Here is a 21,150-nt window from a genome sequence, read left to right as displayed (position 1 = left end):
TCTAAACTTGCAAACTGTTAAAACATGTTAAACAAGTGCAAAAGATTTTTTGTACATCCTTTAACATAGCATTGCAGATAAAATAATGCCTGTACCAAATCAGCATATAGCCCATACAGACGAACAGTTATTACAACTGATGGCCCGCGACAACCGCAATGCCTTTACCGAGCTGTATAACCGGTATTGGGATAAAACCTTTGCTGTAGCCTATCACCGTTTAGATGATGAACATGAGGCCGAAGAAGTAGTGCAGGAAGTATTTTTAAGTATCTGGCAGCGCCGGGCAAGCCTTAAGTTAACACATACAATGGCCATCTATCTTTCGGTAGCGGTTAAATACAAGGTGATCAATCATCTTGATCGTCAATACAGAAAGCAACAACATTTGGATGAGCTTGCTTTTACCTCGCCCGAAACAGACGACAGCACCATTGAATGGCTGGAGGAAAAAGAACTGCGCCAACGACTTAACCACAGCATCAGCCTCCTGCCCGAAAAATGCCGCATCGTTTTCCTGCTTAGCCGTAATGAAAATAAAACCTATGCCGAGATAGCTGCAGAACTGGACATATCACAAAAAACTGTTGAAGCGCATATGTCAAAGGCATTAAATTCGTTAAGGCAATCGCTGGGTATTTCTCTGCCGGTGCTAATTTTACTCCTCAGTTAACATACGCTTCAGTTTTTAACATAATGAAGCGCGATACAGCCCGATTCAAGGATCTTTGATTCCATTAGCTTTAAGCCTACATTTCCCTTTAAACCTGCGGCTTCCAGCAGACTTCTCCCCTCGCCTACAATTACGGGATGTATAACATAATGAAACTCATCAACCAAACCAAGTTCAATGAGTTGTAAGGGCAGGTTCACACCTCCTATCGAAATATTACCACCAGCCTGTTGCTTCAGTTTGCGGATCTCATCGTCAGGGTTTGCTTGACTAATAACAGAGTTTTTATCGTCGGTACTGGTCAGTGTCCGTGAGAAAACAAGTTTTTCAATACCATCAAATGCCTGTGCAAATTCTCTCTCCTCTTTGGTTGAGTTAGGATCTTTTGCGGCATCCGGCCAATACGGAACCATAAGCTCGAAGGTTTTACGCCCGTATACAATCAGGTCAACATCATCCATAAGTCGGGTAAAATGTTCTAATATATCCTTGCCACCGCTAAATTTGGTATGGTCACAACAACCATCTAAGCTCAGGTTAATGCCGTAGATTACTTTTCTCATTTGATTGGTTTTTAATTGACTTTTTTAAAATTAGTAAATTTCAACCGGCATAACCTATACAGATCTTTATCTCACCAAAAAGAAAAAACGATAGCGATAAATATTTTTCATTTTCCACTAAGGGTATCTGCTTCCATCACTGACTATATGTGCAAAAGGTTGAAAGATCAGGCAAAATGGAAAACAACACCTACAACGTAAAGGAACTCGCTCATAAATTAAAACAAGGCACCATCAGTGCTGACGAAAAAGCCTGGCTTGATACCTGGTATGCTGGTTTTAATGATGAAGAAGTATTGTTATCGGCCTCAAAATACCAAAATCCTGAACAGCTGCGGAAAAGTATTTTGAGTAAGATAACCGCGCAAATGGAAACACCGGGGCAACCTGCGCGTAAGGTAATTACCTTATGGCGAAACATAGCTGCTGCAGCGGCTGTGGTATTGCTGGTTACCTTTGCCGCGCTTTACAAAAACCAGGTATTGGAAGTTATTGATCCTGCCAAACAGGTTGAACTGGTTACAGCTCCGGGCAAACACCGGCAAATCAGTTTGCCCGATGGCACCCGGATTTGGCTTAGTCCCGGCAGCCGCATCAGTTATCCAGACAAATTCAGGACTAAAGAACGTTTGGTAATACTGGAGGGTGAAGCGTTTTTCGATGTAGTACATGATGAGGACCATCCATTCGTAATCCAATCGGGACAGCTTAAAACCGTTGTATTAGGTACCAGCTTTAATGTTAAAGCCTATCCCGACCAGATTATCTCTGAAGTTACGGTTATCAGCGGAAAGGTGGCGGTGCAGGAGCATAACCTGCCCAAAAGCCAGCAAGCTATTATGGTACTTAATCAAAGGGCCTTGTATAACAAGGCTGACAGATCGTTAATTAAGGAAAATTATCCCAATGCCTCCAAATTCCTTTCACAGCGTACCGGTTTGTTCAGTTATGACGGGGCGTCCCTGCAAACCGTAGTTGACGATCTGTCGCATCAGTATGGTATCCGCATAAACCTTACGCCGGATATCACCCAAAACGGTTTTTACGGTCATATCAACACGAATGAACCTATCGACAAAACGTTTAATAAACTTTGCGCCGTAATGGACCTTCGCTGGAAACGGGTCGAAAGCCAATATTTCCTGCAACCTTTACCACCCAACAATTAACCTTTTTATTCTAAAACATCATCCCTAAAAAGGAAAACAAACCACACCAACAATTTAAAGCAACTATGAAAACCAACAGACCGGCATGGCCCTCCATGCTGATTTGCGAAATAACGCGAATACCCTTCCGAACGGCACTCTGCATGTTGTTATTTTTAATGATGGCACTAAGCAAAGCACAAGCCCAGGGGCCTTTAGATAAACCCGTTACTATAACTATAAGCAACGAACCGCTTAAGCAGGCTTTGGATAAAATCACAGCTGCCTGCGGCGTAAGGTTCACCTATAATGAAACAGTTGCCAAAAGCACTGTTAAGATCATTGTCAATGCCAAAAACCAGCCTTTGGGCGAGGTATTACGCAAGGCCCTTGCTCCGCACCCGTTTATTTTTACGGTGCTTGATAATGAAGTATTGATCAAATACGATGCCGGCAAGGTAAAAAAGCAGGCAGCCGCCGGCACTGATGGCAAATACACGGTAAGCGGCACCGTTAAATCAAAACAAACCGGCGAAACGATTATTGGCGCAAGCATTAGGGTTACCGATGCAAACTTTGGCACATCAAGTAACGAATACGGCTTTTATTCGCTTACACTACCTGCCGGTGACCATCAACTTTCGGTAAGCGCTATGGGGCAAAAAGCCGCGGTTGTTCAGGTATCATTAGCCGGCAACCTTCGTTTAAATATCGAACTGGAAGACAATGCCCAGCAACTGCAGGAAGTAACCGTTAAAGCAGCGCCTCCCGGCGCGCGCGACCTGGCCAGCCCGCAAATGGGCGTTGAGCACCTCAGCATCCAGGAAACCAAAAACATTCCCGTGCTGCTTGGCGAGCGGGATGTAATCAAAACTATCCAATTGCTTCCTGGCATCAAATCGGCCGGGGAAGGCAGCGGCGGGTTCTTTGTACGCGGTGGCGCAACCGATCAAAATTTGATCCTGCTGGATGAGGCTCCCGTATACAATGCATCGCATTTGCTGGGTTTCTTCTCCACCTTTAACTCGGATGCCATCAAAAATATTAATATTTATAAAGGCGACATGCCCGCGCAATATGGTGGCAGGCTTTCATCTGTACTGGATATTAAAATGAACGATGGTAACAACCAGAAGTTTGGCGTAAGCGGCGGCATTGGCCTGATTGCCGCGCGCATCAATGCCGAAGGGCCTATTCAAAAAGGCAAATCATCTTTCCTGATTTCTGCACGGCGTACTTATGCCGATGCTTTCCTGGCCTTATCAAAAGACAGTATTGCCAAAAAAAGCCAGCTTTATTTTTATGACCTTAATGCCAAAGCCAATTATGTTTTAGGCGATAAAGACAGGTTGTTTGTCTCGGGATATTTTGGAAAAGATGTGCTTAAGGCTGCCGACATAGCCGGCATTAACTGGGGTAACACCACGGCTACCCTGCGCTGGAACCATATTTTTAACAGTCAGCTGTTTTCAAACACCTCGCTCATCTACAGCAATTATGACTATAAGCTTAACATTAAGCAGGATGTAAACGAATACAATATTTATTCGCAGATCCGCGATTTTAACTTTAAGGAAGACATGCAATGGTATGCCGGCGGCAAAAACACCATCAGCTTTGGTGTAAACAGCATTTACCATACCATTAAGCCGGGCGAAATTTCCGCTACCGGTAACTCTGGGGTTATATCTCAAAGCCTGCAAAACAGGTATGCCCTTGAAAACGCCGCTTATGTTAGCAACACATGGAAAGCAACAGATCGTTTTACTTTAACCTACGGGGTACGCCTGTCGGCCTTTACCATTCTTGGCTCAGGCGATTATTATGATATTGATGCTGACGGGAACATCGTAGGCTCTAAACATTACACTTCCGGCCAGGCGGTAAAAACCTATATAAACCCCGAGCCCCGCATTGCAGCAGCTTTCCAGCTAAATGATGTGAGTTCTATCAAGGCATCGTACGCCCGTAATGCGCAAAACCTGCATTTGATCTCCAACTCAAACTCGGGGTCACCAACGGATAAATGGGTGGCAAGCACTAATATTATTAAACCGGAAATTGCCGACCAGTTCTCTGTAGGCTACTATAAAGATTTTAACGATCATAATTATGAATTTACGGTTGAAAGCTATTATAAAAAGCTGCAAAACCAGATAGATTACCGCAATGGCGCCAATGTGTTCACCAACCAACCCATAGAAACACAGTTGCTTTTCGGAAAAGGCCGCTCCTACGGTGCCGAATTTTTGCTGAAGAAGAAAACCGGCAGGCTTAGCGGCTGGATCAGCTATACACTGTCAAAATCTGAACGAATGATTGACGGCATCAATAACAATCAATGGTACAATGCCCGGCAGGACCGCACCCACGACATTGCCATTGTAGCTATGTACAAAGCCAGCGAAAAATGGACATTCTCGGCCAACTTTGTTTACTATACCGGCGATGCCGTGACCTTCCCGAGCGGTAAATACCAGGTTGACGGCGTAACTTATTACTACTATACCAACCGAAATGCCGACAGGATGCCGGCCTACCACCGCTTAGACCTGGGAGCCACTCGGCAACTCAAAAAAACAGCGAAATTTCAATCTGATCTAACCTTCAGTCTTTACAATGCTTACGGCAACCCTAACGCTTACCGCATATTCTTCCGCGATAATAAAACCGATGCAAGCCGCACCGAAGCTGTACGCACTACCCTGTTCACGTTTGTACCTTCGGTTACTTATAACTTTAAATTTTAAGCCGATGAAAAACACTATAAAATACATCACCACTATGCTTTTTGCAGCAACTTTAAGCAGTTGCGAAAAAGCCATCGACCTGAAACTAAAAGATACCACGCCGCAATATGTAGTTGAAGGCGTATTAACCAACCAGGCCGGCGGCTGCAAGGTATTATTAAGCAAGACCAAAAACTTCACTGATAATAACGACTTCAATGGGATAGGCGGCGCTACCGTTACCATTGCCGATGATAATAACAATGTTTACCCGCTTACGGCTACAGGTACCGGTATTTACCAAAACATTACTTTAACAGGCAACCCTGGCCATACCTATCAGCTTAGTGTGAGTGTTAATGGCAAAACATTCACCTCAAGCTGCTTAATGCACCCCGCCGTTCCGTTAGATAGTATTTACCTGGTTAAAGACGAACTTGAAAATAACAAGGACGGTACCCCGCGCAAATATGTTACCGTGCGATATGACGACCCTATAGCTACCAAAAACTATTACCGTTTTGTACAGTATGTAAACGGCCGCAAAGAAGAAACGATCATGCTGGAAGACGACGAATTTACCAATGGGCAGGAAGTGAACAACAACCTCAGGTTTGATAACAGCAACGATAACCCGGCACGCGATATCCGCCCCGGCAACCAGGTAACTATAGAAATGATGAGCATTGACCAGGCGGTTTACAAATACTTTTACAGCCTTAGCAACAGCGCCAACGGCGATGGCAATAACGCTGCCCCGGCAAATCCGTTAACCAATATCAAAGGCGGCGCGTTGGGATATTTTAGTGCGCATACAGTGGTGAGCAAGACGTTGACAGCGCCGTAACCGCCAGCCCTTAAAGGGGCAACTATTGTAGTAAAATCATATAAAAAACACCCGCCTGAAGCGAGTGTTTTTTATTTAAACCAATATTTCCCCGCAGGGATTTTGCTGCCTGCTCCCATCATTCAAATAAATTCATAAATTTAGCATGTGCAAGATTACCTTTTATTCATAGATACCGAAACCTCCGGCCTGCCCAAAAAGTGGGACCTGCCCTATTGCGATAACGACAACTGGCCTTATGCCCTGCAGGTGTCGTGGATTGTGTACACCAATGACATGCAGGAGATAAAACGCGAAGATCATTATATTAAGGATAATGACTTCACCATAAGCCCAAAAGCATATGCCGTTCATGGCCTTACCCAGGAGTATTTGGTTGAGCACGGTGAATGGCGCAAAGATGTAATGACCATGCTGGCCGATGATCTCTTAGAGTATCAGCCATTGGTAATAGGTCACTTTATTGAGCTTGACCTGAATGTTGCAGGCGTTGAGTTTTACCGTACAGGCATCACCAATCCGCTTCAAAATTTAAAAACCTTTTGTACCATGCTGGCAACCACCAAATGGGTACAAAATCCGCAGACCAAGTATTTAAGGCTAAACCAATTGTACGAGGTACTGTTTAACAAAACATTCGACAGGCAGCACAACGCCCTTGAAGATGCGGAGGCTACCGCCGAATGCTTTTTTGAGATGCTGAAACGCGGCGATATTACCGAAGAGAGCGTAGAGCATCAGGAGGTTTACCTGCAAAAGATCCGCTCCGAAAAAAAATACCTTTTGCCCGCAGCCATCGTTTTAATTTTGATCATCATCATAGCTTTTTGGTTATATGGTTCAACGTCTTGAATTTTTAAGTAAAGTAGCCCCGTTTAACCTGCTGCCGGCCGATGTACTTGAACAGGTTGCCGATCAGTTGCAGGAGATCCGTTATAGTAAAGACGCGGTTATTTATCAACAGGAAGTAACCAAAATGCGCGGCGTGGATATTATTGCCGAAGGCGAATACGAATCCTTCTTTTACGACACCCAGCAAAATAAACGATTATTGGAGCACCATCATCCGGGCTATTGCTATGGCGGCATTTCGGTGTTGCTTAACCGCAAGCAGTCTATCCGTACGGTGATCGCCAAAAAAGGCACGACTGTGTTTTTCCTGCACCGCAAGGATTTCCGGTCGCTGTGCAAAGCGTACGAGGACTTTGTTCAATACTTTACCGCCGATTTCGGTAAGCGAATGCTTGATGATGAGTTCGCCCATTTTTATAAACGTCCGGCAACTTTTGAGGAAAGTTATATCGCTTCCGAACAATTGTATTCGCGCAAAATAGAAAGTATTGAATACCGCGAAATAGTTTCCTGTCCGCAAAGTACCCCTGTTTATGAAACCGCCCGCCTAATGGCTAAACACAAGGTGAGCTGCATTTTTATCCGCGATGAGCAAACCAAAATTGTAGGCTATGTAACCGATATCACCCTGCGCGACAATGTGGTTTCCAAACAGGCTGATACCGCCCAGCCGGTTGGCAACATTATGGATAACCCCATCGTTTGCATTAGTACCAATGCTTATGTGTATGAAGCCATTTTGATGATGTTCCGCACCAAAACGCGGTACCTGCTCATTAAAAACGGTGATGAATTTGTAGGCAGTATCAGCAGGAATAAATTACTGGCCGAGCAGGCACAGTCACCATTGGTATTTATCCAATCGGTAAAACAGGCCATTTCAGTACAGGAACTTAAACGCAAATGGGAATCGGTACCGCAAATGGTTACACAATTGCTTGGCCGCGGTGTAAACGCCGAAATTGTAAACCAGGTTATTACCACCATTGCCGATACCATCGCCATAAAAGTAATTGAAAGCGTTATCGCAACAATGGGCCAACCGCCGGCCAAATTTGTTTTCATGGTACTTGGCAGTGAAGGCCGTAAGGAGCAAACTTTTAAAACCGACCAGGATAACGCCATTATTTACGAAGATAAAGCTAATGAGCAGCGTGAATTAGTGCGTGAATATTTCCTGAGCTTTGCCCGGCAGGTATCCGAAAAGCTTAATCACATCGGCTTCAGCTTTTGCACCGGCGGTTACATGGCCCAAAACCCTAAGTGGACACATTCCCTATCGCACTGGAAACGCAATTACGAAAGCTGGATGACCGAAGCCGTACCCGAAACTGTGATCCAGTTTTCCACCTTTTTTGATTGCCGCTACCTGTATGGCGAGGCGAGTATTATGGATGAACTCAAAGAGTTTCTGGACGAGGAACTGCAAAAACCACTGGGTAAGATCTTTTTCCATATGGCTAAAAATGCTTTGCAGTACGAACCCCCGCTCACCTTTTTCAAAAACATCAAAACTTTTACCAAGGGCAGCCAGGAAGTTTTCGATATTAAAAAATCAATGACGCCTATTGTTGACCTGGTACGGATGTATGCCCTACGTCACCGTATCTTTGAGGTTAACACCGGCGAGCGGCTGAAGGCGCTGAAAGAGAAAGGTGTGTTCAACGAAAAAGAGGTACACGAGCTGATCCAGTCGTACTATTTTTTGATGGGCCTGCGCCTCCGCAACCAGGCCTCTCAAATTATCCAGGACCGCACCGAACCCGACAACTACATCGACCCGGATAAACTCACCAAAATTGAAAAAGTAGCCTTAAAGGAGATTTTTAAAACGATAGATAACTTTCAAACAAGAATAAAGCTGGAGTTTACGAATAATTTGTTTGGGTAAGGGGGATGATAAATCTTCCTAACCGTCATGCCGAACTTGTTTCGGCACCCACCTGCTAAGAAATACGTGCGCTAAGCATATCGCCAACCTTTCCCGTGGGATCCCGAAACAAGTTCGGGATGACGGACGCTTCATCTTAATTGTCATGCCGAACTTGTTTCGGCCCCCCACGCGCTAAGAAGTACGCGTGCTAAGCATATCGCCCACCTGTCCCATGGGATCCCGAAACATGTTCGGGATGACGGACGCTTCATCTTAATTGTCATGCCGAACTTGTTTCGGCACCCCACATGCTAAGAAGTACACGTGCTAAGCGGACAGATTATAATTATTCTATTTCCAATTCTTCCTTCAAGTCTTTCATTGCAGCATTAACAGATTTGATCAAATTGATCTTCCAGTCCTTATGCCAATTCTTTAGTTGTTTTTCCCTATCAATGGCATCTGTTATTCTATGAAAATGTTCATAATAAACAAGATCGTACAAGCGATACTTTTTCACAAATAATGAACCTTCTCCATTAATATGTTGCCAAACTCTTGCACGCAAATCGCTGGTTACCCCGATGTAAAACGTAGTTCGATAGGTATTGGTCATGATATAAACATGACCTTGTTTGTCTGGCATTGTGATTTAGTTAATTATGCTAAATTATTCTATTCTCTTAATAAAAATAAAACTCTATCGCCTAAATACTTAGCATGTGGGATGCCGAAATAAATTCGGCATGACGGTTAGTTAGTAGTTAGTTACACCCCCATCTCCTCCAACCTCGCATAAATCTCCACCATCGCTGCCTGGTCTATCAGGCTTTTGATGCGATGCGGGCCGAGCAGGTTTTTATCGTTCCGTTCCTGTTGCCAGGTGCGGTTGGCGTCGTCAACAAAAAACCGGACTTGCTTTTGGTCTTTATCAACACGATATAATTCCTGGTAGCCACGAAGTAAAACCGCATTGAACCAATAATTGCCGGGCAGCCGGTTGTTACGGTAAAAATATTGTTCGGAAGCTTTGGCTATGCGACGGGCCTCGGTCAGGTATTTTTTATCATGGGTGATGTTATAGAGCAGCACATTGGCTTGCAGCATGGTACCCGCGTTGTATGTATAAATGGCCGAATCGATCTTTAACGACGGCACCTTTATGTTATCATAAAACAAGCCGGATGACGCCTGCAGGTTTTTGTTTGTCCAGTTATAAGCCAGCAACGCGGTATCTAAATACTGTTTACGGCCGGTTGCTTTGTACAACTGCAAAGCCACCAAAATCCCCGGACCGTTTGAGCAGGTATTTTTACTTTTCCGGTTGCCTTCTTCCCAATAAAAACCACCGCCTGCCTCATTGGTATAACCGGTTAGTAAAAAGCGGTAGATCATTTTAGAGGTTTCCAAATACTGTTTGTTATGGGTACGGTTATAGGCATCCATCAGGGCAATGGCCACCCACTCGTTATCATCATAAAAACGCGAATCCTGCTTTTCTTTTGCCACCATGGCCTGGTAAGCCGGTGCGGGCGAGCGGGGCGAATAATATTGCTGGATAGCAACCATAACAGGCTTGAGATATTGTTTTGAAGGTTCCAGCACTTCCATTTCATTAGCAGCTTGAACCAAAGCACAAAGTGGCCACAAAAACGAATGGTTGCCCTTATTCTCAACCGAGTCGGTAGTTTCAAGATACAACCCTGTTTTGGTATCAGCAAAACAACTGTTGATATTTTGGTTAATGATTTTTATCCGCTCTTTGTAGCCGGGCGTTTGGGCACTTGTACTTAAGGCAACAGACAGACAAAGCAGGCTAATCAATTTAATTTTCATAGATAATTGTATTTAAGACAGGTATAAATCAGATACTAAAATAAGCCATAAAAGTGGTTGAATACTTTTATGGCTTTTATTGTTACAAAGTTGTTGTTTAAAATTTACCGGCCGATTTCAGCGTTGCGGCAGCTTCAACCATCATCACACCGCTTAACTGGGTAGTAAGGTCTGTTGTTCCCGATGGTTTCTTTTTCCAGTCGGGGCTGATCATGAGCGATGGTCTTTCGATACCTGCCGTATATAGTGTTTCGGCGTTAAATTTCAGGAAGCTGATAAACTTAGTCCTGTCGGTTTCAGCAACATCGGGGTCGAGGGCCAGCAGTGTAAGATACCTGATCAGGATTCCCTTAAATAAACCACCGTCGCCCTGCCCTTCCGATTTCAGGATACCGCCGGGTGAAATATCTGTATCATTAATGGTGGCATTAGCTGTGTTTACCGCATCGGTAAGGTAGGCAGCATCTTTGGTAACATGATAAAGTTCTAATGCGGCCCCGATAAACACGCCCTGGTTATAGGTAAACTTCCACTTGCTGATCTGCCCGTCGCCATTGGCGTTGATACCATCCCAGATAATACCTGATGGATCAAGCAGGGTTTTCTTGAGCCAGGTATATAATCTTTTTGCTGTCGCGAGGTCGGCCTCATTTTTTTCCAGAGCATATAAACGCGCCGCAAAGATGATGGCCGGAGCATTTGCAGGTGTATTTTTATAATCCAACTGATTTTTACGCCAGGCTATGCCGCCGCCCTGGTTATTGTTTTCGCCGGTCTGGATATCTGCCCAAAGCGCATGGGCAGCTGTTAGATAAGCGGCATCCTTTGTAGCATTGTAAGCCCTTAGTGCAGCCAAGTCCAGCCATTCCATATCATCGTAAAAATTATTGGAAAGCCCGCCGTTAGTAGCTTTTATCCCGGCTAAAAGCGAGCTCATTCTTTGTTTGTAGATATCATTGTTGGTGCGCAGATAGGCGTCGGTAAAAATATCAAGCGTATGCGCGTTAGGCCAGTAGTTAAACGTGGTACTACCCGCGTTATTCGCTACGAAGTAGTTACCGTTTGCTGATATGAAAGTTGTGTATGTTTTTTCCTGTAATGAATCGGCCGTTTCGGCGTACTTATATTGCACCTTTGCCGAAGCTTTATTGCCGTACAAGGGGAAAGGTTTATCTTTCAGGCACGACGAAAAGCTTGCTGCTACCCCTCCCGCGAGGGCAACGACAGCTAAATTCTTGAATACTTTATTTTTCATAAAATATAGTTTATAGTGAACCTGCCGACGGTTAGGCGACAGGTGCTAATCATTAATTATTTAACAGTAACAGAGTGAGTATAAGCAGCAGCATCAGCGCTAAAATCAACTACGATATCGGCGTTGTGATTATCGGCTGCACCGGTAAACTTAAAGCAGAAATCATATTGCGAGTTGTTAACCGGCACCATGTACCAGAATGATTTGGCTGTATTGGCATCCGGACGACTGTTATCCGAATTTTTGCTGCCATAAAACTGAGTTGTAGTGTTACCAGCCGCATCTTTAAAGGTAAAGCGGAACTTGTAACGCTCGTCCCTACCCCATGATTCCTGGTGAAATACAATAGAAGCGTTATCTATTTCCCATTTACCACCGGCTTTGTAAGGCAGTGGGAACCATACTTTATTATCTGCCGCAAACCATAAACCAACCTCGGTTACTTCGGTTATAGTAGCTGACGCAGAGGTAAAGTCAACTACGATACGTTCGACCTTTGTGGCTCCGGTTACGGTAGTGCTACCGTCTTTCAGCAGTTTAATGCCATCGACAGAGTAAGTTGCAGGCGTGCCTGTGTTACGCTCGGCGAAGTGATAAGTACCTGCTTTTAATGAAGTCCAGGCCTCAAAAACACCCGCTGCAGTTTGTTTAAAATGTACCGCTTTGCTTAAGTCTTCGCCGCCTTCGGTAGCCGAACCTGTCAGGTACAGATCAGCAGGAATATCTGTAAAACCCGCAGCACGCTGCACTTCAATAATGCTTGATGCAGTCGCTTTAACCACATTGATACCTTTTGATGACATTACGGTCCATTTCAATTTACCGGTAGCCTGCGGTTGGATCCCGGCTAAATCGGCCACCTTATTCAGGTCTTTGTACGAGATGGTAAGTTTGTTGTATAGTCCGTTAGCATCTGAAGGAATAGTATAAATTGGCTTTGAAAAATCGCCGCCTTCTTTATCAAAGGCAACCTCGTACAAAACCAATCCATTGTCTTCGGCATGGGCTTCGGCCCATTCAAAGGTGGCCGAACCTGTTACCGGCTCTAACTGGATGAATTTGTTATTTGCAGGAGCAAAAAGGTTGGTTACTGCCGATACCTGTGTATGTTGTAAGGTTTTATCCTTTTTGCAGCCTGTTACCATTAAAATGGCTATGATGCCTGCCATGAGGCAGTATGTAATATTTTTCATGATCGTAATTGATTATAATGTCTTTTTATAAATAATTAATGATTTACCAGCCCGGGTTTTGAGTTAGGTTAGGGTCAACAGCGCGCTCATCGCGAGGGATTGGCCAGAGGTAGTTTTTACCTTTGTCAAATGTGCGCAGGTTGGCCCTGATGTAGCCATTATCAACCGATGCCGGACCAAATTTGGCTCCGTGCGCCCAACCGTTCAGTACGGTTTCGGCAGTATGCCAACGACGGATATCAAACACCCGCAGGCCTTCCATAGCCAGCTCTACGCGGCGCTCGTTGCGTACAACGTTCCGTAAATCTGCCTGTCCGGTTGCACTGAAGTTAAGTGCAGGCGCATCGGTAAAACCGGCGCGGGCGCGTAAGGCTTTGATTGTTTTATCCCAAACACCGGCATCCAGCTGGCCAAGCTCATTTTTAGCTTCGGCATACATCAGCAACACATCGGCATAACGGATTAATATTAAGTTTAAACCCGACTGAAAATTGGTGGCAGATGTAGGATCGTAATACTTACGGATATAGTAGCCAGTCGGCGAACTTACCTTTCCGGGAGCATATTCATCAAGCTTGGTAGGAGCAGGATCATCGCCCGGTTTGGTATATATAACCTGTGTTGTGTTATCAGGTTTTTTCCATTGATAGCCATTGTAAACAATAGTATTGGTTAGACGTGGATCGCGGTGAACGTACGGATTGTTTTCGTCGTAGCCCGAACCTGCATCAGATATTTTTTTTCCGTTATCCATCAGGTAACTGTCCACCAGTTCCTGGGTTGGCGCAAGTGCATTCAAACGCGCGCCCACAGCCAGCGGGGCCATATCAAAAAAGTTGCTGTAGGTACGCACAATAGGCACATATTCCAGGTCAAGCATTACCTCGCTGTTATATTCGTTTTGCGGCAAAAACACACCTTCATATGAGGGGAACAAGCTGTATGTACCATTACTATTATCGTTCATCAGCTTTTCGCAGGTAGCAGCAACTTCCTGCCAGCGGTTTTCATATAACAACACCCTTGCTTTAAGGGCAATGGCAGCGCCTTTAGTGATGCGCCCTCTGTCGAATTCTTTATAGGCGGTGTTCACCGGCAAATCGGCAGCCGCTGCATCAAGTTCTTTTAAAACAAAATCCACTACCTGCGCCTTCGGCGTACGTGCAACTGTTTTTGATTCTTCAATTGTAATGTCGTGATCAAATAAAGGCACATCCCCCCACCAGGTCTCCAGCATAAAATAATGAAAAGCACGGATAAACCTTGCTTCAGCTTTCATACGGGCTTTCAGCGTTGCGTCCATAGCGGTAACCTTATCAACATTCTCTAAAAAGATATTGCAAGTTTTTATGCCACTATAGTGAAAGCCCCACTCCTGTTTGATACGCCCCAATGACGGATCATAGGTGCCTGCGGCAAGCGAAGCCACCCCTTGGTTGTCACCACGGCCATTGTATGCATTATCCGACGCTCCTTCGTTATAAAAGAAATAGTCATTATTATACATTTGAGTATATGCCGTATTAAGCACACTGCCGGCCTTTTCAGCTGTCGTCCAGAAATTGCTATCGGTAAATTTGTTTACCGGTGCCAGGTCAAGCTTTTTACAGGCCGATACCAACCCGGCAAGCAATATAAAGAAGGCAATTTTATGTGTTGATTTTTTTTTCATGATGGATAGTGTTATAAGGTTACATCTAAGCCAAAACCATAATAAATTGGTGTTGGATAAGCGCGTGCGCTGTTTGCTCCATTTGCACTAAGGTTATTGTTGAACTCGGTCGATTCAGGATCTATAAACTTCACACCTGAAAAAGTGAGTACGTTTTGACCGGATACATAGGCCCTCAGTTTTTGTAAGCCCAATTTCTTTGACCAAGTTGCAGGTAAGGTATAACCAAACTGCACATTTTTCACCCGCAGGTATTTGCCATCAAACAGGTACATGTCTGACCCTCGCCTGAAGTTATTTTCATTCGATTGACTGCCGCTGGCCGCGAGTCTTGGGTAACGTGCGTCTGGGTTTTCAGGAGTCCAATAATCTAACTGGTGCTGATAAATAACCTGCGAATAATTTACGTGGAAGGGCTCAACCTGTTCGCCTCTTACAAACATGCTCCGCTTGCCCACGCCCTGTAAAAACAGGTTGAAGTCAAAACCTTTAAACGTAACATTATAGGTAAAACCGAAAGTCAATCGTGGGAATGGGTTGCCCAAAACAAACTTGTCGTTATCATCAATAACGCCGTCGCCGTTAACGTCAACATAACGATTGTCGCCAGGCGAAACAGTTAGGCCGGCTGGTTTAGGGCCTGTTTGGATATCATGGAGATTTTGAAAATAGCCATCGCGTTTTAAACCCACATACGAACCAATAGGCAGACCAACGCGGTTAATAACCTGCATCTCATCGTACGTTTTTAACTGGTCGCCGCCCTCAAGGTATAAAACTTTGTTTTTACTATCGCCCACATTAAAGCTAAAGGAATGCTTAAAGTTTTGAGTGGTCAAATAATAATTAACCGTAAGTTCCCAGCCGTGGTTTTGCACCTTCCCCGCGTTATAACTTGGTAGCCCGGCGCCGAAAGTTCCTGGTACAACCGGCGGCAACAGGATATCACGGGTTGTTTTGTTGAAATAATCAACCGATACACTTAAACTGTTTTTAAAGAAATTGGCATCAACGCCGGCATTAAATGTTGCCGCGCGTTCCCAACGCAGGTTTGGATTGGCAAAATCAATAGTTATGCCGCCAACGCCGGAGTTATTGAACCCGTAAGGATTGGGATTGATTGTTCCATCTCCATTGCGGTAAGGCCCATAAGTACGCAGATACTGATAATCGCGCACACTCTGGTTTCCCAAAATACCATATGAAGCCCTTAACTTAATATCGCCTAATTTATCGCGATAGTTTTGCATAAAGGCCTCTTCTGTTAACCTGTAACCGCCCGAAACCGATGGAAAAAATGCGTTACGATTTTGTGTATTGAATTTAGACGAAGCATCCAAACGGAAATCGAACTCGCCGTAGAGCTTGTTTTTGTACGAATAGTTAGCCCTGCCAAATAACGAGTTAAGACTTGTTTCTACGGTGTTATTATTGGTGTTTGAAGATGCCGGATCGATAACGGTGCCTGTAACTGGGGTGCCTAACTCCGGGTCGGTATACTTTAAATAAAGCCTGTTTGATTTATTAGTGGTCGATTCATTAGCAACACCAATAAGCACATCAACATTATGCGATTTATTAAAGGTTTTAGTATACTGCGCCAGAAACTGTGCATTGGTAAACAGGTTTTTGTCGTTCTCGTCGTTGGTGTTTCTATCAGCACCGTAGGTACCCGACGGATAAAAATTAACCTGCATTACCCTGCCAAACATGTGGTTTGATAGCAACGTACCACCAAATACACCTTTTAACTTCAGGTCTTTAGTGATGGAAAGTTCGGCATTAAGATTTCCAAATATGTTATCATTATCGCGTAACCGATAGCCACCTTTTTCGAGTATACCCAACGGGTTAAACTCGGTAAGCACATCATTCGTAAGGTAGCGGCCCTGGTCGTCTTTGATTTTATAATAAGTAGGTGTACGGCCGGCATCCACAATAAGGGTACCGGTGCTGTACGAGTGTTCTTTAATTTCGGTACGTGAGTAGGAAAGTATGCCTGTTAACTTAAGTTTACCATAATTACTGGTAAGGTTCATCCTGTAATTGTAACGCCTTAAGCCATAATTGGGACCAACGAGGTTACTTCGCTGGTCAGTAACCCCGGCCGATACCAGGAATGTAGTAGTGGCGTTTCCGCCGGTTAAAGCCAGGTTGTGATTTTGCTGCCATGCATCTTTTAAAATTGCATCCAAAAACCATTGCTGATCGCCTTGTTGCTGAAAGTCACGAATTTGCTGCGGACTGTAAATAGGCTGCAAACCGGCATTCACCACAGCCTCGTTACGCAAAATGGCATTTTCATAACTATGCACCGGCTTGTAGCCAACATGCGGTGACTGGATACCAGCCTGCCCATTATATGAAAGCGTTGTACGCGAATTATTTTTTCCTTTTTTAGTGGTAACCAAAATAACCCCATTGGCCGAGCGTGAACCATAAATAGCAGCCGAACCGGCATCCTTCAATACCGAAACACTTTCAATATCTAAAGGGTTGAGCAAGTTGATATCGCCGCCCGTAATACCATCAATAACTACCAATGGGTTATTATCATTCAAGGTACTCATACCCCGTATATTAATATTAGCGTAAGCACCTGGCTCTGAACTGGTTTGCTGGATGATAAGGTTTGGGGATGTTCCCTGCAAAGCTTGTGTCAGGTTAACCGATGGTTTCGTCTCGATAGCCTTCGAGCTGACCTGGTCAACCGCACCAATAACATTGGCACGCCTTTGCGTTCCATAACCAATAACTACCACCTCATTAAGAGAAGTTCTTTCAGGAACCAATTGCACGTTCAGCGTAGTTTGGCCACCGACAGGCTGTTCCTTTGTGGTATAACCAATAAAGTTAAACACCAGTACAGCGTTAGCATCCGGAGCATCAATAGTGTAATTGCCGTTAACGTCAGTTACTGTGCCAATAGAAGTACCTTTAACCCGAACGCTCGCGCCGGGTATAACTAAGTTGTTTTCGTCGGTAACTTTACCTTTAATTTTGATGGGTTGCCTGGGGCCTTGTTGTATGCCTCCCGTGCTGCTTTCAATCTCGGGCTTTTCATCAATAACAATAACATCGTCGATGATCTTATAGCTAAGATTAAAAGGGGTTAAAACCTGATCGAGTACTTCCCTGATACTTTTGTCCTTAACCTTAAGGCTTACAACATAAGTTGATTTAAGTACATTATCGGCGTAAGCAAATTTGATATGCTTTTGGTTCGAGATCTTATCCAGCGCGTCGGTTAGTTTGGCATTTTTTAATCTGAGCGTAACCGATACCTCCAGAAATTTTTGGCCAAACGAGTTGTTTGCCACGGCCGTAAAGCACATGAGGCAAACCACAAAGCAGGCAAGCGAGGTAATTTTCATTAATATTAATACATGACGAATTACTCCATTTGAAAATAGAGATATATTCATAGATTTGAGAAAATTAAAGTGTTTGAAATTCAAGTGCTTCGTTCTGAATTGGACCTCTAAACGCTGCACTAATTAATAACCCGGCATTTTAGTTTAACCCTGTCAAAATCCCTTTTGAGCAGGGTTTTTTAATGTATTTATGTTATCATAGCTTGTATTTAGGTTAACTGATAATTGGTATATCTCTTTAATTAATTGGTTTTATGTTAGCAGCCCTTCCCTTTTAGCTGATAAACCGGGCCCTTTTGCACAGCTTTTCCCTTCACCAGTTTCGATATGATCTTCATAATATTTTCCAGTGAAACATTGGTAAAGTTGGCGGTAATAGAGCAACGTGCCAGGTTAACATCGGCCATTACGGTTACATTGAAGTGGCGGTTAATAGTGTTGAGCACTTCAGGCAGCGCCATATTTTTAAATACCAGTTCGCCGTCCTTCCAGCTGCTTAGGGCGTTCACATCAACCTGTTTATTTTTGGTAACCGACAGGCCATCCTTGTTAAAAACAACCTCTTCGGCAGGGGTTAACATTGTGGTTGTACTTTTCGACTTACCTTCGGGGGTAACCACCCCTACCTTTCCGCTTAAAACGTCAACCTTAATAAAGCGCTCATTGGCGTAGGCTTTGATATTGAAACTGGTACCCAATACATGGGTGCTCACCTGCCCCGTATGTATAATAAAAGCTTTGGCCGGATCATGGGCTACATCCAAAAAAGCTTCGCCTTCCAGCCTGATCTCCCGTTTTTCGCCCCGGAAGGTTTCGGGGTAAGTAAGCTTGCTGCCTGCGTTTAACCATATCTTAGTACCATCGGCAAGGGTAAAGTTTATAGTTTGCCCGTTAGCGGCAACCAATTGTTTGCTGGCGATAGGATCTAAACGATCAAGCAGGGCATAACGGTAATGATAGGCGGCAGTTACCGAAATGCATAAACCGGCAAGCAGCGAGGCTGCAACCATCCATCTTTTTGATTTGCCGGGAGTTTTCTTTTCTGCATTATCTAAAGTAGCATTGATCCTGCTGTATACGCCATCAGCATTAAATTCCACCTCATCACCTGCCTCGTTTTGTACGCTGCGGAGATCGAGCTCGTCGAAATATTTATTTACAAGCTCTTCCTGCAAATGCATGTCATTTGCACCGGATTGTTTTTTTCTGAAAGGGAATTTTGCCATGGTTTATAACTGCAGGATGCAATAAACCGGGGTACCCCCCAAAGCAATTGGAAATATTTTTTTGGGTCTATTTGCCAAACATATGCAGCAATACCAGCGCCACTACCGACGGCAGATAGTCGGTTAAACCGGTGCGCAGGTATCTTAAAGCGATAGTGATCTGATTTTCGACTGTTTTAATAGAAATGTTTAGCCGGGTAGCTATCTCTTTATTGCTGAGATACTCTTTACGGCTCAGGGTAAAGATCTGCCGGCATTTTTCGGGTAACTGAGCTACGCCATCTTCCAATAAATGAGTAATATCATCCTGGAACAATTTACTATCGGCCGAATACTTTTCAACCAGTGTTTCAATCACAGCGAGATCTACCGATGCCTTTTTTGTACGCAGATAAAATAACACACGGTGCCTGATGGCTACTTTAAGGTAAGCTTCAAGCGAAGTGATATTTAGCTGATTGCGCTTTGTCCACAGATCAATAAATAACTCCTGCACCAGGTCTTCACAAACATCCTTATCCCTGAAAAGATTATAAGCAGCGTAAAACAACTTCGACGAATATTTATGGTACAGAATTTCAAATGCCTTACGGTCATCAAGCCTTAACTGCCCCAATAACCGGGCATCGGGCCACATTTGATATTCCTTATCGTGAAGCATAGCGGCGGTAAAACGGTTTACTGATCGGTAGGGCATATTTACAAGAAAATTTTTAAATAAAAAAACTTTTAATATTCCTTCCGCTTAACACCGTTACCTCACCAGCTAATAAAACGTAAAGAAATAGTGTTCGGCACACCGGTTTTAATTGATTGAATAGTTGCCTTTCTCTTGCCCTACCGCTTCTCAATATCTAACTTTGTATTATGTCAGTCGCCCAAAACATAAAGGTTGCCGTTGATGCCGTAGTATTTGGATATACCTCCAAGGAGGGATTATCCGTGCTGCTCATCAAACGCAATATTGAGCCTTTTAAAAACAGCTGGGCATTACCAGGCGGTTTGGTGGCTGACCATGAATCGTTAGAGGAAGCCATTCAGCGCGAGCTACGGGAAGAGACCGGCGTAAACATCACTTACCTGGAGCAACTGTACAGCTTTGGCCAGCCAGGGCGCGACCCGCGTAACAGGGTGATCTCCATAACTTATTACGGGCTTGTAAGGCCCGACGCCTTTGTTGTTAAAGCCGCTACCGACGCCAGCGATGTAAACTGGTTCAATATCAAAAAGCTTCCCGCCCTGGCGTTCGATCATACCACCATCATCAGTGTGGCACGCGAACGCCTGAAAAGTAAAATGCTTTATCAGCCTGTAGGCTTTGAACTGCTTGAAGAAAAATTCCCCTTCTCCGAGCTCGAAAAACTTTACCTCGCGGTACTCGACCGCCCTATCGACCGCCGTAACTTTAAAAAGAAGATCACCAAATACGGCTTCCTCGAAGAAACTACCGAAAAACAGGCTCTCGAAGGCGCCGGCAGACCGGGTAACCTTTTCCGTTTTAATGAGGAAAAGTATTATCAGCTGCAGAAAGAGGGTATTAGTTTCGAGATATAGCGGGGCCCCTCTAAATCTCCCCCGGTTGGGGAGACTTTTAACTTTTCCGTCGTCCCGAATTTATTTCGGGATCCCACATGCTAAGTCTCCGCTATGCCCGCTCCTCTGCTTATGGGGTGCTGAAACAAGTTCAGCATGCCCACATTCGTCGTCCCGAATTTATTTCGGGATCCCACATGCTAAGTCTCCGCTATGCTTGCGCCTCTGCTTGTGGAGTGCTGAAACAAGTTCAACATGCCCACATTCGCCATCCCGAATTTATTTCGGGCCCCCACATGCTAAGTCTCCGCTATGCTTGCGCCTCGGCTTGTGGGGTGCTGAAATAAGTTCAGCATGACCGGTTTATTTTACCACC

General features: G+C 44.4%; 16 protein-coding genes. 7 read left to right on the top strand and 9 right to left on the bottom strand.

Going from position 1 to position 21,150, the window contains the following annotated elements; translation table 11 throughout:
• Window positions 1-85 precede the first annotated feature (85 nt).
• Window positions 86-673, top strand: a complete 588-nt coding sequence (locus ACP26M_RS03560) for an RNA polymerase sigma-70 factor (RefSeq protein ID WP_426586237.1) — start codon at window positions 86-88, stop codon at window positions 671-673.
• 8 nt (window positions 674-681) lie between these two features.
• Here ACP26M_RS03560 and ACP26M_RS03555 read toward each other — a convergent pair whose 3' ends face one another.
• A complete protein-coding gene (locus ACP26M_RS03555; RefSeq protein ID WP_426586235.1) occupies window positions 682-1,236 on the bottom strand; it encodes a dihydrofolate reductase family protein in 555 nt (184 codons plus the stop codon).
• Between the two features lie 176 nt (window positions 1,237-1,412).
• Between ACP26M_RS03555 and ACP26M_RS03550 the strand changes: the two genes are divergently transcribed.
• The 5 genes from ACP26M_RS03550 (at window position 1,413) to ACP26M_RS03530 (ending at window position 8,703) form a co-directional block, all read left to right on the top strand.
• The gene (locus ACP26M_RS03550; protein WP_426586233.1) at window positions 1,413-2,405 is read left to right on the top strand and encodes a FecR family protein; all 993 of its coding nucleotides are present in this window, start codon (window positions 1,413-1,415) and stop codon (window positions 2,403-2,405) included.
• A gap of 65 nt (window positions 2,406-2,470) precedes the next feature.
• Complete coding sequence (locus ACP26M_RS03545; RefSeq protein WP_426586231.1) at window positions 2,471-5,134, top strand: TonB-dependent receptor; 2,664 nt, start codon at window positions 2,471-2,473, stop codon at window positions 5,132-5,134.
• A gap of 4 nt (window positions 5,135-5,138) precedes the next feature.
• A complete protein-coding gene (locus tag ACP26M_RS03540) occupies window positions 5,139-5,960 on the top strand; it encodes a DUF4249 domain-containing protein (protein ID WP_426586229.1) in 822 nt (273 codons plus the stop codon).
• 147 nt (window positions 5,961-6,107) lie between these two features.
• Window positions 6,108-6,812, top strand: a complete 705-nt coding sequence (locus ACP26M_RS03535; RefSeq protein ID WP_426586227.1) for an exonuclease domain-containing protein — start codon at window positions 6,108-6,110, stop codon at window positions 6,810-6,812.
• Window positions 6,796-8,703: a DUF294 nucleotidyltransferase-like domain-containing protein gene (locus ACP26M_RS03530; protein ID WP_426586225.1), complete on the top strand. Its 1,908-nt coding sequence runs from the start codon at window positions 6,796-6,798 to the stop codon at window positions 8,701-8,703. Before ACP26M_RS03535 ends, ACP26M_RS03530 begins: the two co-directional genes overlap by 17 nt.
• 328 nt (window positions 8,704-9,031) lie before the next feature.
• On the opposite strand, the gene ACP26M_RS03525 is transcribed toward ACP26M_RS03530, so the two are convergent.
• The 8 genes from ACP26M_RS03525 to ACP26M_RS03490 all read right to left on the bottom strand — a co-directional run bounded on the left by ACP26M_RS03525 (window position 9,032) and on the right by ACP26M_RS03490 (window position 19,938).
• Complete coding sequence (locus ACP26M_RS03525) at window positions 9,032-9,331, bottom strand: GIY-YIG nuclease family protein (RefSeq protein WP_090526303.1); 300 nt, start codon at window positions 9,329-9,331, stop codon at window positions 9,032-9,034.
• 122 nt (window positions 9,332-9,453) lie between these two features.
• Complete coding sequence (locus ACP26M_RS03520) at window positions 9,454-10,521, bottom strand: glycoside hydrolase family 76 protein (protein ID WP_426586223.1); 1,068 nt, start codon at window positions 10,519-10,521, stop codon at window positions 9,454-9,456.
• Between the two features lie 97 nt (window positions 10,522-10,618).
• Window positions 10,619-11,776, bottom strand: coding sequence for a glycoside hydrolase family 76 protein (locus ACP26M_RS03515; protein WP_426586221.1), 1,158 nt, complete (start codon window positions 11,774-11,776; stop codon window positions 10,619-10,621).
• Between the two features lie 56 nt (window positions 11,777-11,832).
• Window positions 11,833-12,969 (bottom strand): SusE domain-containing protein, encoded by a 1,137-nt coding sequence (locus ACP26M_RS03510; RefSeq protein ID WP_426586219.1) that lies wholly within the window; start codon window positions 12,967-12,969, stop codon window positions 11,833-11,835.
• 43 nt (window positions 12,970-13,012) lie between these two features.
• Window positions 13,013-14,641 carry a RagB/SusD family nutrient uptake outer membrane protein gene (locus tag ACP26M_RS03505; RefSeq protein ID WP_426586217.1) on the bottom strand — a complete coding sequence of 543 codons (1,629 nt, stop codon included), beginning with the start codon at window positions 14,639-14,641 and terminating at the stop codon, window positions 13,013-13,015.
• A gap of 11 nt (window positions 14,642-14,652) precedes the next feature.
• Window positions 14,653-18,015: a TonB-dependent receptor gene (locus tag ACP26M_RS03500; protein WP_426586215.1), complete on the bottom strand. Its 3,363-nt coding sequence runs from the start codon at window positions 18,013-18,015 to the stop codon at window positions 14,653-14,655.
• Between the two features lie 257 nt (window positions 18,016-18,272).
• A complete protein-coding gene (locus ACP26M_RS03495) occupies window positions 18,273-19,241 on the bottom strand; it encodes a FecR family protein (RefSeq protein WP_426586213.1) in 969 nt (322 codons plus the stop codon).
• A 67-nt stretch (window positions 19,242-19,308) separates the two neighbouring features.
• On the bottom strand, window positions 19,309-19,938 hold the full coding sequence (locus tag ACP26M_RS03490) for an RNA polymerase sigma-70 factor (protein WP_426586211.1): 630 nt from the start codon (window positions 19,936-19,938) through the stop codon (window positions 19,309-19,311).
• A gap of 170 nt (window positions 19,939-20,108) precedes the next feature.
• Here ACP26M_RS03490 and ACP26M_RS03485 point away from each other — a divergent pair, with 170 nt between their 5' ends.
• A complete protein-coding gene (locus tag ACP26M_RS03485; protein ID WP_426586209.1) occupies window positions 20,109-20,795 on the top strand; it encodes an NUDIX hydrolase in 687 nt (228 codons plus the stop codon).
• The last annotated feature ends 355 nt before the right edge of the window (window positions 20,796-21,150 follow it).

Source organism: Mucilaginibacter sp. R-33 (genome assembly GCF_049949235.1).
Taxonomy (GTDB): Bacteria; Bacteroidota; Bacteroidia; order Sphingobacteriales; family Sphingobacteriaceae; genus Mucilaginibacter.
The sequence above is the reverse complement of the archived record's forward strand: the minus strand, read 5'-3'. Positions and strand labels throughout refer to the sequence as shown.